Origin of the sequence: Burkholderia sp. CCA53, assembly GCF_001685525.1 — a bacterium.
GTDB classification, from domain to species: Bacteria; Pseudomonadota; Gammaproteobacteria; order Burkholderiales; family Burkholderiaceae; genus Burkholderia; species Burkholderia multivorans.
In genome coordinates, this window is the sequence record NZ_BDDJ01000003.1 from 242487 (window position 1) to 257610 (window position 15124).

The following is a 15124-nucleotide window of genomic DNA, read 5'->3' on the forward strand; positions in this document are numbered from 1 at the left end:
GTCAATGCCGGCGCTGCCGGCGGTGATACCAGTTCATCAACGGCGTCGCCGAGATGCCGTGCGCGACCACCGATGCAGAGACGACCGCGAGCACCGGCGCCGAAAGCGGGCGCACGGTATCGGTCGGCCCGTGCTCGAGCGCGAACAGCAGGTAGTAGAACGAGCCGATGCCGCGGATGCCGAACCAGGCCATCAGCCGCCGCTGCGCGATCGTCGCGCGCGAGCCGGCCAGCGTGAGCCGCACCGCGAGCGGCCGCACGACGACGAACAGCAGCGCGGCCAGCGCGAGCGCGCGCCACGTGATCAGCGGGCCCGGCAGCGTCGCGAGCACGCTGCCGACCATCGTCATCACGACCGCTTCGGCGATGCGTTCGAGTTCGATCGTGAAGCCGAGCACCGATTCGGCCATGAACGCATGGGCCTTGTCCGGATCCTTTTCGGTTGCAACGACGTCGGCCGAGTCGACCTGGCCGATCACTTCGCGCGGATCGCGGTCGCCGCTCGCGCGATGCTCGACGCGGCGCATCGCGACGCCGGCCGCGAACGTCGCGATGAAGCCGAACGCATGCGCGACTTCGGCGGCGCCGTACGACAGCACGATCAGCGCGAGCGCGAAGAAGCCTTCGAAGCCGAGCGCCTGCGCGTAGCGCATGCGCAGCCAGCCGATCGTCTTCGTCGTGATCCAGCCGAGCCCGCCGCCGATCGCCGCTGCGCCGACGATGCCCCAGGCGGTCGCGAGCGCGAACGACAGCGACAGCGGCGCCCTGCCGTGCGTCGCCTCCGGCGCACCGCAGAGCGCGAGCGCGGCGAGCGCGAACGGCAGCGCGATCCCGTCGTTCATCCCGCCTTCGCCGGAGAGCGCGAAGCGCACGAGGTCGCGATCGCCGGGGTCGTGCACCTGCACGTCGTGCGCGAGCACGGGATCGGTCGGCGCGAGAATCGCCGCGAGCAGCAGCGCGGGCGCCCAGGCGATGCCGAGCGCGAACACCGCGCAGGCGGCGAGCAGCGGCACGGTGACGATCATCGCGAGCAGTCCGAGCCGGCACGGCACGAGCCACAACGGATCGGACAGCGGCACGCGCAGCCGCAGCCCGATCGCGAACAGCGACACGAGCAGCCCGATCTCGACGATCATCCGCAGCAGCGCCGCGTCGTGTTCGATGTCGACGTGCAGCAGTCCGGCGCCCGCCGGGCCCAGTGCGATGCCGAGCACGAGATAGATCATCGCGGTGCTGCACGGCAGATGACGCAGCGCCGACGTCGCGATGCCCATGCCCATCAGCACCGCGCCGGTGATCAGATACCACAGCGTTTCATGCATGCGTGCAGTCCGGAAACGGGAGGCAGGCGCACGCGTGCGTCACGGCTTGCGGCCGAACGCTTCGCGCAGCTTGCGCTTCGCGCGCTCGAGCGTCGTGCGGCGCGTTTTCGGCAGGTTGCGGCCCGCGCGGTTCACGTAGAAGTTCAGCATCGACATCGCCGACTGGAACGGCGTCGCGTTGCGGCGGCGGCTGCGCTCGGCCGAGCGTTTCAGCGACGCGGCGATCTCGCCCGGATCGTCGGACTTGAAGATGTCGGGTTCGAGGTCGAGCGCGTCGCTGTCGCGCGTGACGTCGGCCGACCAGCGTGTCGCGTGGCCGCGATCGGTGCTGCGCGCGCGGCCCGCACGCCGCGTCAGGCGTTTGCCGCGCGCGTGCGGCGGAGAGGAAGAAGGCATTGCATGACGCTCCGTCGTTGGCGTATGCGACGACGGCCCGCAATTCGCGTGCCGGCCGCGGTCGGCGCACGACGCGCGCATTCGAGCCACTGACGGCATGGGCCTTGCTGAAGAAACGGGGCAGATACTTCATTTCCGTTACGGAGAATCCGTCATGACGTCAGCCTTATCCACAACGAAATCCCCGGCGCGCCGCGTGCTCGGCTGCGCGGCCGCTGCCATGCTCGCGGCCGCGGCCGCCGGGAGCCCGGCGCTGGCACAGAACTCGCAACAGTCCGATCACGGCTCCGGCGCGCCGCTGTCGGCCGGCACCTCGAGCAGTTACACCGGCAATGGCGATACGGCCGCGCCGCCGCCGCCGAACATGCAGCAGTCGGACGGCGGACGCGGCGCGATGTCCTCGCACAGCGGCGCGAGCGGCCACGCGAAGCCCGGCGCGAAGGGCGCGGGCGCCGGCAACGGCCGCTCGCCGGGCGCGACCGGCTCCGGCGGCGGCGGTGCCGGCGGGCAGGGCAGCGCCGATTCCAGCGGCTACTGACGATGTCGCGCCGGCTCGCGGCCGGCGCGGCGCGATGGCCGACGCCCGCCGCGGCGGGCGCGGCGACCACGCAGGAGGACATCATGCAATCGAACCCCCGAATCGGAATCGAGCCGTACGACATCGACGAAGACCCGGACGCGGACGACCTCAACACGACCGTGCACCTCGACGTGGCGACCGGCAGGATCACGTTTCATGCGGCGTGGGCGATCGCGCCCGATGCGCCGCCCGACGCCGTGCGCCACTCGGTCGTGCTCGCGCTCGACTGCGACACGATGGAGCGCTATGCGGACCTCGACGACGGCGCCCGCATGCGCGTGCACGCGATGCTGCACGACTCGGTGCAGGCCATGCTCGAACGGCTGCCCGACCTCGACGAGGACCAGACGCTGACGGTCGAGCTGACCGACGCGATGCTCGACGTCGCGACGCGTCTGCAGTGACCGGCAGGGTGTCCGCCGGGTGTCCGCGGCCGCGAAACTGTCTCGATGCTGCGACACATTGCGACGGCGCGTGTCGCACGCGAGAGCCCGCACACGGGCGCAACCTGCCTGTTACATGCCGTTGAAATCTTTGCAGTGAACGATGGAAGCCGCCGCGCGCGCCGCGCCGGCAGGGTCGGAGAGCGGTTTGCGCGTCGCTCGCGAAGCCCGAGCCCAGGCCGATGCGCGCGTTGTGCGGGATAGCGCACCGGGCGTGGCACGTCGATTGCTGCTGTCGGGTGACGGCACGATCGGTGCCGCAACCAGCATGGAGGTTTTTCATGAGCGGCAAACTCGCCAATTGCAAGGTCGCGATCCTCGCCGTGGACGGCTTCGAGGAGGCCGAGCTCGTCGAACCGCAGCGTGCGCTCAGCGCCGAGGGTGCGCAGGTCGACGTGATTTCGCAGCAACCGGGCGAGATCCAGGGTTTCCGGCACGTCGACAAGGGTGCACGCGTCAAGGTGGACCATACGTTCGACGATGCGAAGCAGGGCGACTACGATGCGATCGTTCTGCCGGGCGGTGTCGTGAACGGCGACGCGATGCGGATGATTCCCGCCGCGCGCGAGTTCGTGACGGCCGCGATCGGCGCCGACAAGCCGGTCGCCGTGATCTGTCACGGCGGCTGGCTGCTCGTGTCGGCCGGGCTCGTCGACGGCCGCACGATGACCAGCTGGCCGAGCCTGCAGGACGACATCCGCAACGCCGGCGGCAAGTGGGTCGACGAGCGCGTCGTGCGCGACGGCAATCTCATCACGAGCCGCAAGCCCGACGATCTCGACGCGTTCAACGGCGCGCTGATCGAATGCCTCGCGGCCGACCGCGCGCATGCGCCGCGGGAGCGCCCATGAGCACACGCGCGACGATTGCGGGCGATCCGCCACCCGTGTTCGACGGCGCGACGCTGCAGCTGCAGTTCGTCGTCGAGATCGACGGCGTACCGGCGGAGTGCGCGATCACGGCCGAAGCGCTCGAGGATCACTTCGGTGCGCGCTCGGCGCTCGAGGCCGACTTGCGCGAGGCGTTCGAACGGGGCCGCCAGCGCATCGCCGAGGCCTGCGCGGACGTGGTCGCCGACGGCCACGGCGGCGCGGTGCTGCATAGCGGTTATTTCCGCGTGCAGCGGCGCGCGGCCGCGGCGCTCGCGCGTCAGGCGACGTCGCACGCACCACGGTCCTGACCCCGTGCACGGCGCGCGTTGAGCGTGTGCCGTGCATCGCGGTCGTCCGGCCGTTACACGTCATTGAAAACTTTTCACCGGCAGCGCGCGGGACGCGGATTCGACCCCGCCCCGCGCTCGGCCGGGCCGATGCAGTGCGCGCGGCTCGCATTGGCATGCTTCATGCATGTCGTCACCGAATCCGGCAGGTGCACTGCCGGCCGCGACTGCGGCGTCGCCGCATCGGAAAATACGCCGTCATTGGGGAGACGAGCATGTTGACTGCTCACGAATTTGCCGCGCTGTTTCTGGTCCAGCGCGCACCAGAACAAATCCAGCTCGATCGCGACGACATCGTCGCGCTCGTCGAACGCCAACTGGTCGTCATGCAGAGCGACGCGTCCGGCGCGCGCCGGCCCGAGCTGACGCCCGACGGACTGTCGATCCTGCGCTCTGTGCAGCGCGGCAGCGGAGGCTATACGAACGACAACAGTTTGTGACGACCGGCTCGATCGCATGCGGCGCGCTGCCCTGGGGAGCGCGCCGCATGCATGTTCAGCGCGCGAGCGCGACCGCGGCATTGACCTGCACGGGCGGCGCATCGTCGCTCGGCGCATGCAGGAAGCGATCGATCACGCCGGGCTCGAACAGCAGGCAGTACGTCGAGCCGCCGAACTGGAAATAACCGATCTCGTCGCCTTTTTCGACGCGCTGCCCCGGCACGACCTCGATCACGCACGACGATACGTCGCCCATCCCGACGAAGACCGCGGCCACCGTGCCCAGGCCCGGATCGTCGCTGGCGATCGCGACGATCGCGCGCGTGGCGACGGCCGTCATGTAGCCCTGCGAATCGTTGAGCCCGGACGGGTCTTCGCCTTCGACGTCGGCGATCGAGTAATAGGTGCCGTCGATGCGGTACGCGTGCGTGACGGTGCCGCGGATCGGCGCATGCCAGCGGTGGTAGTTGTACGCGGCCAGATAGGCCTGGTAGAGATCGCCGCCGACGAAGTGCTCGGCGAGCGGCAGCCGTGCGGGCGTGAAGATGTCGCGCAGCGAATAGGGTTGCCCCTTGATCCAGAACCGGTCGCGCAGCTGCAGGTTCGTGGCCGTGTGATAGGGCGCGGCTTCGCACGCGCTGACGATCACGTGCGAATCGTCGGGTGAGGCCACCGGCCGTGCGCCCGCGCGAAAGCGCCGCGTGAAGAAGTCGTTCCACGAGTCGAAGCCCCAGTGCGGCTGATCCTCGCGGTACTGGAACTGCGACATGCCGATCCGTTTGCGCGCTTCTTCGCAGAGCCAGCCGTCGGGCGCCGTCGTCACGAGGTGGTCGCGCGAGTGCGGACCGCCGAGAAAATCGCACCAGACGTTCAGCACACGCTTCAGATGCGCGTTGACGGTCGCGTCGCGGAATACCGCGCGGCCCGACGGCATGCACATCGGCCAGTCGAGGAACGCGTTCAGCGGACACACGATCAGGCTCGATTCGCTGAAGGGCGGCGTGTACGTCATCAGATAGTCGATCACCGTCATCAGCTCGCCGATCGACCGGTAGCCGAGGTCGCGGCCCGTCGCGAGCGCCTCGTCGATCGCGCGCGACAGCCCCATGTGCAGCACCGCGTGATCGTCGAACAGTCGCGCGAGCTCCTGCACGGCCGGCGTGCGCAGCCGTTCGCCGGCCCGTGCGCGCGCGTCCGCGGCAATGCGTGTGCGGAACGCGGCCATGTGCTTTTCCTCGCCGGCCAACCATCCGCCGAGTCGGCGGCGGCCCGCTTGCGTGTCGTTGTCGTTGTTCGGCATGTCACCTCCGGGAGCGAGTCTCGATCGTGCTCGTGTAGCAATCGGCCTGCCTGTGCACGGCACCGAAATTGCGGCATCGCTGCGATCGACACCCACGAACCGGGAGGCAATGATGAAGGCGATGTCGAATACGCAGCAGACGAACGAGCAGGCAGCGGGCGAGACGCGCCGCGACGGCCCGCGCACGGTCGCGCCGACGCGCCCGCGGCTGCGCGCGCATGCGTCGCGCGCCAAGCGGCGGCCGCAGGACGGCGCCGCGCACGGCACGCTGACGGCCGGCCACGACGCGCGCGGCGCCGGCGATGCGCATTGGGAGGAGGACGGTGCGCCGTTGCCGCCCGAAGAATGGTCGTGAGCGCCGATCGGCGACGCCGCGCGTGACGCAGCCGCGCGTGACGCAGCCGCGCGGTCGCGCTGCCGCCATCATGCCGGCGCTTCTGTAAAAAACGACCGCCGCGGTGCGCCTCGTCATGCGCGCGGCGGCGGCCCGACCCACACCGCGACCGGCAGCGCGCGCAGGCAGTGCGCGACGCGCAGCAAGCCGTCCGGCGTGTCGCCGGCCTCGCTCGCATCGAGCCAGTCGGCCCACGGCCCCGTCGCGCCGGCCGGCAGCACGACGGCCGTGTCGTCCCACTGCGCCGGTTCGACGCGCGGCAGTGAGGGCGCGTCGCCGAGCAGCCGGCACGCGAGCCGCGTCGTCACGACGACGATCGTCGCCGCGTCGTCGCAGCGCGCGAACGCGACCACGTGACGCGCGAGCGGACCGCGCACGCGCAGCGGCACGTAGCGGCCGTTCGCGAACGTCGACGTATGCTGCGCACGCAGCGCGAGCAGCCGCTCTATGAGCGCACGCTTCACGCGCGCATCGGGCCAGGTCGGCAGATACGCGCTGACGGGGCCGTCGACGCGCTCGGCCGCGAGCGCCGCGAACGGCACGTCGCGCCGGTTGTCCGGATCGACGAGCGAATGGTCCCACCGTTCGGTGCCCTGATAAAGATCGGGCACGCCGGGCGACGTGAGGCGCAGCGTCGTCTGCGTGAGGCTGTTGACGACGCCCGCCGGCGCGATACGCATGACGAACGCATGCAGCCGATGCACGAAGTCGCCGACGCCGTGCGGCGTCAGGATCGCGCGCACGAACGCCTCGCTGTCGTGCTCGTAGTCCGGTTCGGGCGCGAGCCAGTCGGTCTGCTGCTTCGCTTCGCGCAGCGCCTTCGTCTGCCATTGCACGACGCGATCGGCGAGCGCCGCGAGGCCGGCCGCGTCGTCGGGGGCGAGTGACGGCGGCCAGCAGCCGACGAGCGTTTGATACAGCATCGCCTCGGCAGCGGGCCCCGGCGACCAGTCGAGGTCGCGATGCGCGCGGCCGCGATGCGGCTGGTTCAGCGCGGACCAGTCGAGCGAGACCGCGCGCCATGCGTCGGGGATCTCGCTCAGCACGGCGAGCCGCACGCGCGCGTCTTCGCCGCGCTTGTGGTCGTGCGTCGCGGTCGCGACGAGCGCGTGCGGCGAACGGTGCGCGCGCCGCCGGTTGCGCGCATGGAACGCGCCGCGCGACAGACTGAAATCGCCGGCATCGGAGCCGACTTCGTTGCGCGACAGCAGCCGTCCATAGCGGTAGTTCGCCGTATCCTCGACGCCCTTCGCGGCGAGCGGCGCCGTGAGCTGCGCGAACGCGACGCGCGCCGCATGCCGGCGCGCCGCATCGGCGCGCGGCGCGCGCGTGCCCGGCAGGCCGAGCCACTGCGCGACGCGTTCGAGCGCGATGCGATCGGTCGGATCGACGGCCGCGCGGGCGCACGCATACGCCTGCGCGAGCACGCGGCGATCGTCGGGCGCGAGTTCGTCGTCGGCCGGATACATGCGGTACACGCTCAGGTGCACCGCGAGTTCGCCGAGCACGCGATGGATCGCGATCCGGCTGATGTCGCGTGTCGCGGGCGACGCGCGCGCGATGTCGTGCAGCTTGCGCGCGACGCGCGCATGTTCGCCGGCGAGCTGGCGCAGCAGCACGCGGCGCTTGCCGTCGACCGCTTCCTGCGCGAACGTGCGCGGCGAGCGCGACACGGCCGCCCAGTGCGCGCCGAGCGGTTCCGCGCCGGCCGGATCGTGCAGCAGCGCGGCGACGTCGTTCATGAAGTCGTAGCCGGTCGTGCCGTCGATCGGCCAGTCGGCGCGCAGCGTTTCGCCGGGCGCGAGGATCTTCTCGACGTAGATCGTCGGCGGCGTGTCGCGCTGCGCGGCGAGGCGCGCATGCAGCCGCCGGCAGTACGCGCGCGGATCGGCGAGCCCGTCGACGTGATCGACGCGTACGCCGTCGACGAGTCCCGCCGCATGGAGCCGCAACGGCAGCGCATGGACCGCGTCGAACACCGCGTCGTCCTCGACGCGTACGCCGGCCAGCGTCGCGATGTCGAAGAAGCGCCGCCAGTTGAGCTCGTCGGCGGCCGTGCGCCACCACGCGAGCCGGTAGTGCTGCCGTTCGAGCACGTGGTGCAGGCACGCGCGCGAGCGCGCACGGCGCGGATCGGTGCCGTGCAGCACCGCGTCGAACGCATGCCGGCCGTGCGCGGCCGCGTGCGCACGCAGCGCCGCATGCGCGGCGGCGACGCGCGCACTGCCGCGCGTGGCCGCGGTATCGAAGCGTTCGGCGAGCGCGTTCAGGTCCGCGCGGTTCGCGACACGCAGGATTTCCGCATACGTCGCGACCGCGACCGGCAGTTGCCGTCCCGCGCAGGCGATCGTGAAGCGCCCGGCCGCCGCGTCGATGCCGAGCGTGATGTCGCCGGCGGCGAGCGCGTCGCCGTACGGCGAGCCGAGGCAGGGCAGCAGCACCTTGCCGTCGAGCGTCGGGTCGGGCGGATGCCAGTCGATGTCGAAATAGCGCGCATACGGGCTCGCGGGGCCCCACTCGAGCACGTCATTCCACCAGCCGTTCGACGAGCCGCCCACGCCCATGTGGTTCGGCACGATGTCGACGATCACGCGCAGCCCGCGCGCGCGCAGCGCCTCGACGAGCCGCACGAAGCCCGCTTCGCCGCCGAGTTCCGCGCTGATCGCGCCGTAGTCGACGGTGTCGTAGCCGTGCCGCGAGCCGGGCTCCGCGGTCGTGATCGGCGACAGATACAGATGGCTGATGCCGAGCCGCGCGAAATAGTCCGCGTGTGCGGCCGCGTCGTCGAACGTGAAGCCGGCATGCAGCTGCAGCCGCAGGGTCGCGCGCGGCGTCATGCGCGTCGCTCCGGCGTGCCGCGCGCGTCGGCGAGCGCCGCGATGCGCGCGCGCGTGTCGGCGTCGAACAGCGCGTCGACGGTGCGCGGCAGGCGCCGCCGCCAGTTCGGATGGCCGCACGGCGGCCCGGGCAGGTTCGGCTGCGCGTCGAGCGCGAGCAAATCCTCGAGCGGCACGATCGCGAGCGGCGACGCACCGCGCGCGACGAACGCGAGCACGGCGCCGACGGGCGGCGCATCGGCCGGCGGCGGCGGTGCGTCGTTCGGCGCGCAGCCGGCCTGCTGCAGTGCGCGCCACAGCGCGGCGCGCGCGGCATCGCGCTCGGCGAGATCGTCCGGTGTCGCGGCGCGTGCGGCGGCCGCGTCGGGGTCGGCATACGTGCGCTCGACGGTGTCGGCGTCGTTCGCGTCGCTTGTATCGTTCACGTCGCGCGTATCGCTCACGACGTGACGATCCTCCGGCCCGGCATCCGCGGGCCGGCCTCGCGCCTGCTCGTGCTCGGCCGCGATGCGCCGCCAGCCGAGATCGATGCCGCGCCACCAGCCGGCGACGGTCGGCAGGTCGTGCGTCGAGGTCATCGCGAGTGCGTCGCGGTCCCAGCTCGACGGCGGCCGGAATGCGCCGTCCGGCTCGCGTTCGAACCACAGCACGCGCATTCCGGCGACGCCCCGCGCGCCGAGCCGATCGCGAAACCCGTCGGGCACGGTGCCGAGATCCTCGCCGACCGCGATCGCGCGGTGCCGCGCGGCCTCCAGCGCGACGAGCCGCAGCAGGTCGTCGCACGGGTAGTGCAGATACGCGCCGTCGCGTGCGCTCGCGCCGTCCGGCACGACCCACATGCGCGCGAAACCGAGCACGTGATCGATCCGGATGCCGCCCGCGTGCGCGAACGCGGCGCGCAGCAGCTCGATGAACGGCGCGAAGCCGTTCGCGCGCAGCGCGGCCGGCGTCCAGGTCGTCACGCCCCACGCCTGGCCGGCCGCATTGAACGCGTCGGGCGGCGCGCCGAGCGACAGCCCGCGCAGCAGCGTCGTGCCGTGCGCCCACGCATCGCTGCCCGCGCGATCGGAGCCGACGGCGAGATCGGCGATCAGCCCGATCGCCATGCCCGCGCGGCGCGCGGCCTGCTGCGCGTCCGTCAGCGCGTGCGCCGCGCACCATTGCAGGAACGCATGGAACGCGACCGTATCGGCGTGCGCCTGCGCGAATGCGTCGACTTCGACCGAGGTCGGCATCCGCCACGGCGCCGGCCATTGCCGCCAGTCCGAGCCGAGCCCGCGCGCGACGCAGAACGCCTGCAGCGCGTCGAAGCGCGCATGCGCGTCGAGCGCCGCGCCGCCCGCCGCGCGGAACCGTTCGAACCCGTCGAGCGCGGTGCCGCCGCCGGCGCGCAGCGCGTCGAACCGCGCGCGCAGCCGGCGCAGCTTCCGCGGCAGCACCTGCGGCCAGTCGACGAGTCGCGCGTCGGCCGCGCCGTCCGCTTCGTCGCCGGCGACGCGGCCGACGCCCGGCACCGCGTGGCAGTCGAGATACGCGACGTTGTGCCAGCGCCGCGACGACGGCGAATAGGGGCTGTCGTGCGCAGGCAGCGCCGGATAGCCGGCATGCGTCGGACTGATCGCGACCGCATGCGCGCCGTGTCGCGCCGCGTGCGTCGCGAGCTGCGCGAGCGCGGTGTAGTCGCCCGCGCCGTCGTCGCCGGCGCGGCGCAGCCCGTACAGCTGCGCGGCGATGCCCCAGCGGTTGCCGGCGTCCGGCGTGCCGCGCAGGCGCTCGGCCGCGCGCACGCGGCGCGGTGCGATCGCGATGGCGATCCGCTGCTCGCCGACGTCGAGTGCGTGATAGCCGGGCCGCACGATCGGCGGCAGCAGCGGGTCGCCGCTCGTGCCGCCCACGCGGCCGTCGACGTGCCCGCCCGTCTCGAACGTCACGCGATAACGCGCGCCCGGCCCGGCCACGGTGGCCGGCAGCGCGATCGGCATGCCGGCGTCGGCGGTGATCATGCGCGGCGGCGCCGCATCGGCATCGACGAGCGCGGCGAGGCTGTCCACGCGTTCGACCGGCGTGCCGCACGGCCAGCCGAGCGCGTCGACGAGCGCGAACAGCGCGTCGTCGTCGACGCGGCGCGGCACGCCGGCCGCGTCGGTCCAGCCGGTCTGCAGCCCCGCCGCCCGCGCGAGGGATGCGATCGGGATGTCGGTCGTCATGGCCGCGCGTGTCCGTTCGCGCGATGGTTCAGCGCATCGTGGTTGACCGCGCCGTCGCGCCACGCAATGCATGCGCGTGCAGGCAGGCGTGCGTCGACGAGCGCGTCGCGCGCACGCGGCGGCGTCTCGAACACGATCTTGCCGACCGGCAGTTCGGGCAGCGCCGTCGCGCGCGGCCCGAGGTTCAGCGCGAGCGTCAGCGTGCTGCCGTCGCCGAGCCGCCAGCGTGCAACAAGCGCGCGCGCCGTCTCGTCGTCGGCCAGCACGTCGACGCCGAGCGCGCGCGCACCCGGCAGATGCGGCGTGACGAGCGCGGCGCGCACGGTCAGCGCGCTGCGGTAGAAACGGCGCCACGCATCGGCATCGGGCCAGGTGTCGGGCCGTTCGTGCAGCGCCGAGCGCGCGAAGGTCGCCGGGTCGTTCGGATCCGGAATCGCGTCGCGATGCGCGGGATCGGCGAACGCCGGAAACGCGGCGAATTCGCGGCGGCGGCCCTCGCGTACGGCGTCGGCGAGCGCGCCGCGATAGTCGGTGAAGAACTGGAACGGCTGCGTGCTGCCGTCTTCCTCGCCCATGAACAGCAGCGGGATCTGCGGCGAGAGCAGCAACAGCGCCGTGACCGCGCGCAGCGCGTCGTCGTTCGCGAGCGCGCGCAGCCGCTCGCCGAACGCGCGATTGCCGATCTGGTCGTGGTTCTGCAGGAACGACACGAACGCGGTCGGCGGCAGCTGCGCGCTCGGCTCGCCGCGCGGCGCGCCGTCGTGCAGCGGCGACGGTTCGCCCTGGTACGCGAACCCTTCGCCGAGCGTGCGCGCGAAATGGCGCAGCGGCGCGTCCGCATACGCGCGGTAGTAGCCGTCGCGCTCGCCGGTCAACAGCACGTGCGCGCTGTTGTGGAAGTCGTCGTTCCACTGCGCGTCGAAGCGGTCCGGCCCGAGCAGGCTCGCGGTATTGCGTTCGTTCTCGAGCACCAGATGCACGTGGCGCTCGCCTGCGGCCGCGCGCACGCGCCGCGCCAGCTCGCGCAGCCACGCGTCGTCGTCGATCGCGTGCGCCGCGTCGATGCGTAGCCCGTCGAACCGGTACTCGTCGATCCAGTACAGCGCGTTCTCGATGAAGAACGCGCTCGTCTGCGCGCGCGAGAAGTCGATCGCAGGCCCCCACGCGGTGTGCCGGTCGTCGCGGAAGAACGCGGGCGCATAGCGCGGCAGCAGGTTGCCGTCCGGGCCGAAGTGGTTGTACACGACGTCGAGGAACACCTGCAGCCCGAGCCCGTGCGCCGCGTCGATCAGCGATTTCAGTTCCTCGGGGCGGCCGTACGACGCATCGGGCGCGAACGGCAGCACGCCGTCGTAGCCCCAGTTGCGCGTGCCGGGAAACGCGTTGATCGGCATCAGCTCGATCGCGGTCACGCCGACCGATGCGATGTCGGGCAGGCGCCGCTCGACGTTCGCATAGCCGCCACATGCGCCGACGTGCAGCTCGTACAGCACGGTCTCGTGCCACGGCCGGCCGCGCCAGGCACCGTGCCGCCAGCGATACGCGGCGGGATCGACGACCTGGCTCGGGCCGTGCACGTCGGACGGCTGGAAGCGCGATGCGGGATCGGGGACGACGAGCTCGTCGTCGAGCCGATAGCGATAGAGCGCGCCCGCGCCGACCGGCGCGACGAGTTCGAACCAACCGTCGCCGGCGGCCGTCATCTCGAGCGTTTGCGCGCCGTGCAGCTCGACCTGCGCGCGGCGGCTGGCAGGCGCCCACAGACGAAAGCGCGTATGGCCGGCGTCGAGGCAGGTCGCGCCGAACGACAACTCGAACGCATGCGTGGACGACGAAGCGGCGGAATGGGACGTCATGGCGTTTCCTTCGAAGACAGGTCGGTCGGCACGGGGGCGACCGCGATCACGGCCGCGTGCGCGGCGACCTCGAGGCCGTCGGCGGGCCAGTCGCGCGGGCCGCCGTCCGGCGTCGCGGTGTCGACCAGCACGCGATACGCAAGCGCGGGCGGCGGCGGCTTGAACGTGATCGTCTCGGCCGACGCGTTCAGCATCACGAGCAGCGCCTCGGTGCGGCCCGTGCGCCCGGTGCCGACGCGCCGCATCGTCAGCGCGCGGCGCTCGCGATCCTGCCACGCGGGCACGCTGACCTCGTCGCCGTGCTCGTCGAACCACGCGATCTCGCGCATGCCGGGCGCGCCGTCGCGGTCGCCGGACGGAAAGCGCGGCGTCGACATCACCGGATACATGCGCCGCAGCGCGGCGAGCCGCGACACGAAGCGCGTCATCTGCACGGCCTCCGGCTGCTGCGCGGCTTCCCAGTCGAGCCACGACAGCTCGTTGTCCTGGCAGTACGCGTTGTTGTTGCCGTGCTGCGTGCGGCCGAATTCGTCGCCGGCCACGAGCATCGGCGTGCCGAGCGCGGTAAACAGCGTCGCGAGCATCGAGCGCGCGACGCGGCCGCGCACGTCGCGGATCGCCGGATCGTCGGTCGGCCCCTCGACGCCCCAGTTCGCGCTGCAGTTGTCGTCGCGGCCGTCGCGGTTGCCTTCGCCGTTCGCTTCGTTGTGCTTGCCCGCATACGAGACGACGTCGGCGAGCGTGAAGCCGTCGTGCGCGGTGACGAAGTTGATCGACGCCCACGTGCGGCGCCGCTGATGGTTGAACAGGTCGGCCGAGCCCGCGAGCCGCGCGGCCAGCTCGGGGCGCTGGCCCGCGTCGCCGCGCCAGTAGCGGCGCACGGTGTCGCGAAAGCGGTCGTTCCATTCGGCGAAGCCGGGCGGATGGCGGCCGAGCTGATAGCCGCCCGGGCCGACGTCCCACGGCTCGGTGATCAGCTTGCGCTGCGCGAGCACGGGGTCCTGCCGCAGCGCATCGAAGAAGCCCGCGCCGGGATCGAAGCCGTGATCCTCGCGGCCGAGCGTCACGCCGAGATCGAAGCGAAAGCCGTCGATGTTGAACGCGGTCGCCCAGTAGCGCAGCGAGTCCATCACCATCTGCAGTACGCGCGGATGCGACAGGTTCAGCGTATTGCCGCAGCCGGTCTCGTCGACGTGATAGCGCCGGTCGTCGGGCACGAGCCGGTAGTAGCTCGCGTTGTCGAGGCCGCGCCAGGACAGCGTCGGCCCGAGCTGGTTGCCTTCGCAGGTGTGGTTGTACACGACGTCGAGCACGACCTCGATGCCGGCCGCGTGCAGCTGACGGATCGCGATGCGCATCTCGTCGAGCCGCCGCGTCGACAGATACGACGGCTCGGGCGCGAAGAACGCCGCCGTGTCGTAGCCCCAGTAGTTGCGCAGTCCGCGGTTCAGCAGTTCGCGCTGCTGCAGGAACGCATGCACGGGCAGCAGCTCGACCGTCGTCACGCCGAGCGCGAGCAGGTGATCGACGAAGGCCGGATGCGCGAGCGCCGCGAACGTGCCGCGCTCCGGCGCGCGCAGCCCCGGCCGGCGCATCGACGCGCCGCGCACGTGCGTCTCGTAGATGACGGTGCTGCGCCACGGCACGCACGGGCGCCGGTCGTTGCTCCAGTCGAACGCCTCGTCGACGACGATGCACTTCGGCATCGCGGGCGCCGAGTCGCGCCGGTCCATCGACAGGTCGCCGCGATTCGAATGCACGCGATAGCCGAACAGCGCGTCGGACCAGCGGAAATGGCCGAGCAGCTTGCGCGCGTACGGATCGATCAGCAGCTTGGTCGGATTGAAGCGATGGCCGGCCTGCGGCTGATACGGACCGTCCGCGCGAAAACCGTACACGGTGCCCGGATGCGCGCCGGGCAGGTAGCCGTGCCACACCTCGTCCGTGCATTCGGGCAGGTCGAGGCGCGCGAGCTCCTTGCGGCCGGTCGAATCGAAGATGCACAGCTGGATCCGGTGTGCGTGCGCGGAAAACACCGCGAAGTTCGTCCCGAGGCCGTCCCAGGTCGCGCCGAGCGGATAGCTGCGGCCGGGTTCCAGGCGAGGGGGCAGGGCGGTCGGCATGGGGGGAG

General features: G+C 71.9%; 13 protein-coding genes. 6 read left to right on the forward strand and 7 right to left on the reverse strand.

What is annotated here, in order from left to right; translation table 11 throughout:
* Position 1 precedes the first annotated feature (1 nt).
* Positions 2–1321 carry a cation:proton antiporter gene (locus BCR55_RS27865; RefSeq protein WP_065496982.1) on the reverse strand — a complete coding sequence of 440 codons (1320 nt, stop codon included), beginning with the start codon at positions 1319–1321 and terminating at the stop codon, positions 2–4.
* 39 nt (positions 1322–1360) lie between these two features.
* Positions 1361–1717, reverse strand: coding sequence for a DUF3175 domain-containing protein (locus BCR55_RS27870; RefSeq protein ID WP_065497199.1), 357 nt, complete (start codon positions 1715–1717; stop codon positions 1361–1363).
* A 154-nt stretch (positions 1718–1871) separates the two neighbouring features.
* On the opposite strand from BCR55_RS27870, the gene BCR55_RS27875 reads away from it, so the two are divergent.
* From BCR55_RS27875 to BCR55_RS27895, 5 genes are all read left to right on the forward strand, one after another.
* Positions 1872–2255, forward strand: coding sequence for a hypothetical protein (locus BCR55_RS27875; RefSeq protein ID WP_006405109.1), 384 nt, complete (start codon positions 1872–1874; stop codon positions 2253–2255).
* An 83-nt stretch (positions 2256–2338) separates the two neighbouring features.
* The gene (locus BCR55_RS27880; RefSeq protein ID WP_035488535.1) at positions 2339–2701 is read left to right on the forward strand and encodes a hypothetical protein; all 363 of its coding nucleotides are present in this window, start codon (positions 2339–2341) and stop codon (positions 2699–2701) included.
* Positions 2702–3021: 320 nt separating this feature from the next.
* Positions 3022–3591 carry a type 1 glutamine amidotransferase domain-containing protein gene (locus BCR55_RS27885; RefSeq protein ID WP_006398946.1) on the forward strand — a complete coding sequence of 190 codons (570 nt, stop codon included), beginning with the start codon at positions 3022–3024 and terminating at the stop codon, positions 3589–3591.
* Complete coding sequence (locus BCR55_RS27890; RefSeq protein ID WP_006405111.1) at positions 3588–3920, forward strand: DUF1488 domain-containing protein; 333 nt, start codon at positions 3588–3590, stop codon at positions 3918–3920. The genes BCR55_RS27885 and BCR55_RS27890 overlap by 4 nt, the downstream gene beginning before the upstream one ends.
* Positions 3921–4174: 254 nt before the next feature.
* A complete protein-coding gene (locus BCR55_RS27895) occupies positions 4175–4399 on the forward strand; it encodes a hypothetical protein (RefSeq protein ID WP_012217893.1) in 225 nt (74 codons plus the stop codon).
* A gap of 55 nt (positions 4400–4454) precedes the next feature.
* Here BCR55_RS27895 and BCR55_RS27900 read toward each other — a convergent pair whose 3' ends face one another.
* Positions 4455–5699, reverse strand: a complete 1245-nt coding sequence (locus BCR55_RS27900) for a phosphatidylserine decarboxylase family protein (RefSeq protein WP_053298974.1) — start codon at positions 5697–5699, stop codon at positions 4455–4457.
* 121 nt (positions 5700–5820) lie between these two features.
* On the opposite strand from BCR55_RS27900, the gene BCR55_RS27905 reads away from it, so the two are divergent.
* On the forward strand, positions 5821–6054 hold the full coding sequence (locus tag BCR55_RS27905) for a hypothetical protein (protein ID WP_227747517.1): 234 nt from the start codon (positions 5821–5823) through the stop codon (positions 6052–6054).
* Positions 6055–6167: 113 nt separating this feature from the next.
* Here the strand turns inward: BCR55_RS27905 and treY are convergent, their stop codons facing one another.
* Genes treY through glgX form a run of 4 tightly spaced genes read right to left on the reverse strand, consistent with a single transcriptional unit; the run spans position 6168 to position 15116 of the window.
* Positions 6168–8930, reverse strand: coding sequence for a malto-oligosyltrehalose synthase (treY, locus tag BCR55_RS27910; RefSeq protein ID WP_053298976.1), 2763 nt, complete (start codon positions 8928–8930; stop codon positions 6168–6170).
* Positions 8927–11137 carry a 4-alpha-glucanotransferase gene (malQ, locus tag BCR55_RS27915; protein ID WP_065496983.1) on the reverse strand — a complete coding sequence of 737 codons (2211 nt, stop codon included), beginning with the start codon at positions 11135–11137 and terminating at the stop codon, positions 8927–8929. Before malQ ends, treY begins: the two co-directional genes overlap by 4 nt.
* Positions 11134–12993 (reverse strand): malto-oligosyltrehalose trehalohydrolase, encoded by a 1860-nt coding sequence (treZ, locus tag BCR55_RS27920; protein WP_065496984.1) that lies wholly within the window; start codon positions 12991–12993, stop codon positions 11134–11136. Before treZ ends, malQ begins: the two co-directional genes overlap by 4 nt.
* Positions 12990–15116: a glycogen debranching protein GlgX gene (gene glgX / locus BCR55_RS27925; protein ID WP_006398956.1), complete on the reverse strand. Its 2127-nt coding sequence runs from the start codon at positions 15114–15116 to the stop codon at positions 12990–12992. The genes treZ and glgX overlap by 4 nt, the downstream gene beginning before the upstream one ends.
* Positions 15117–15124: the final 8 nt, after the last annotated feature.

Bases quoted from the DNA above. Each gene is read 5' to 3' on its own strand.
- BCR55_RS27900 (WP_053298974.1), bottom strand. From the start codon at position 5,699: ATGCCGAACAACGACAACGACACGCAAGCGGGCCGCCGCCGACTCGGC.
- treZ (WP_065496984.1), bottom strand. From the start codon at position 12,993: ATGACGTCCCATTCCGCCGCTTCGTCGTCCACGCATGCGTTCGAGTTG.
- glgX (WP_006398956.1), bottom strand. From the start codon at position 15,116: ATGCCGACCGCCCTGCCCCCTCGCCTGGAACCCGGCCGCAGCTATCCG.
- BCR55_RS27865 (WP_065496982.1), bottom strand. From the start codon at position 1,321: ATGCATGAAACGCTGTGGTATCTGATCACCGGCGCGGTGCTGATGGGC.
- BCR55_RS27895 (WP_012217893.1), top strand. From the start codon at position 4,175: ATGTTGACTGCTCACGAATTTGCCGCGCTGTTTCTGGTCCAGCGCGCA.
- BCR55_RS27875 (WP_006405109.1), top strand. From the start codon at position 1,872: ATGACGTCAGCCTTATCCACAACGAAATCCCCGGCGCGCCGCGTGCTC.
- BCR55_RS27905 (WP_227747517.1), top strand. From the start codon at position 5,821: ATGTCGAATACGCAGCAGACGAACGAGCAGGCAGCGGGCGAGACGCGC.
- BCR55_RS27870 (WP_065497199.1), bottom strand. From the start codon at position 1,717: ATGCCTTCTTCCTCTCCGCCGCACGCGCGCGGCAAACGCCTGACGCGG.
- treY (WP_053298976.1), bottom strand. From the start codon at position 8,930: ATGACGCCGCGCGCGACCCTGCGGCTGCAGCTGCATGCCGGCTTCACG.
- BCR55_RS27880 (WP_035488535.1), top strand. From the start codon at position 2,339: ATGCAATCGAACCCCCGAATCGGAATCGAGCCGTACGACATCGACGAA.
- BCR55_RS27890 (WP_006405111.1), top strand. From the start codon at position 3,588: ATGAGCACACGCGCGACGATTGCGGGCGATCCGCCACCCGTGTTCGAC.
- malQ (WP_065496983.1), bottom strand. From the start codon at position 11,137: ATGACGACCGACATCCCGATCGCATCCCTCGCGCGGGCGGCGGGGCTG.
- BCR55_RS27885 (WP_006398946.1), top strand. From the start codon at position 3,022: ATGAGCGGCAAACTCGCCAATTGCAAGGTCGCGATCCTCGCCGTGGAC.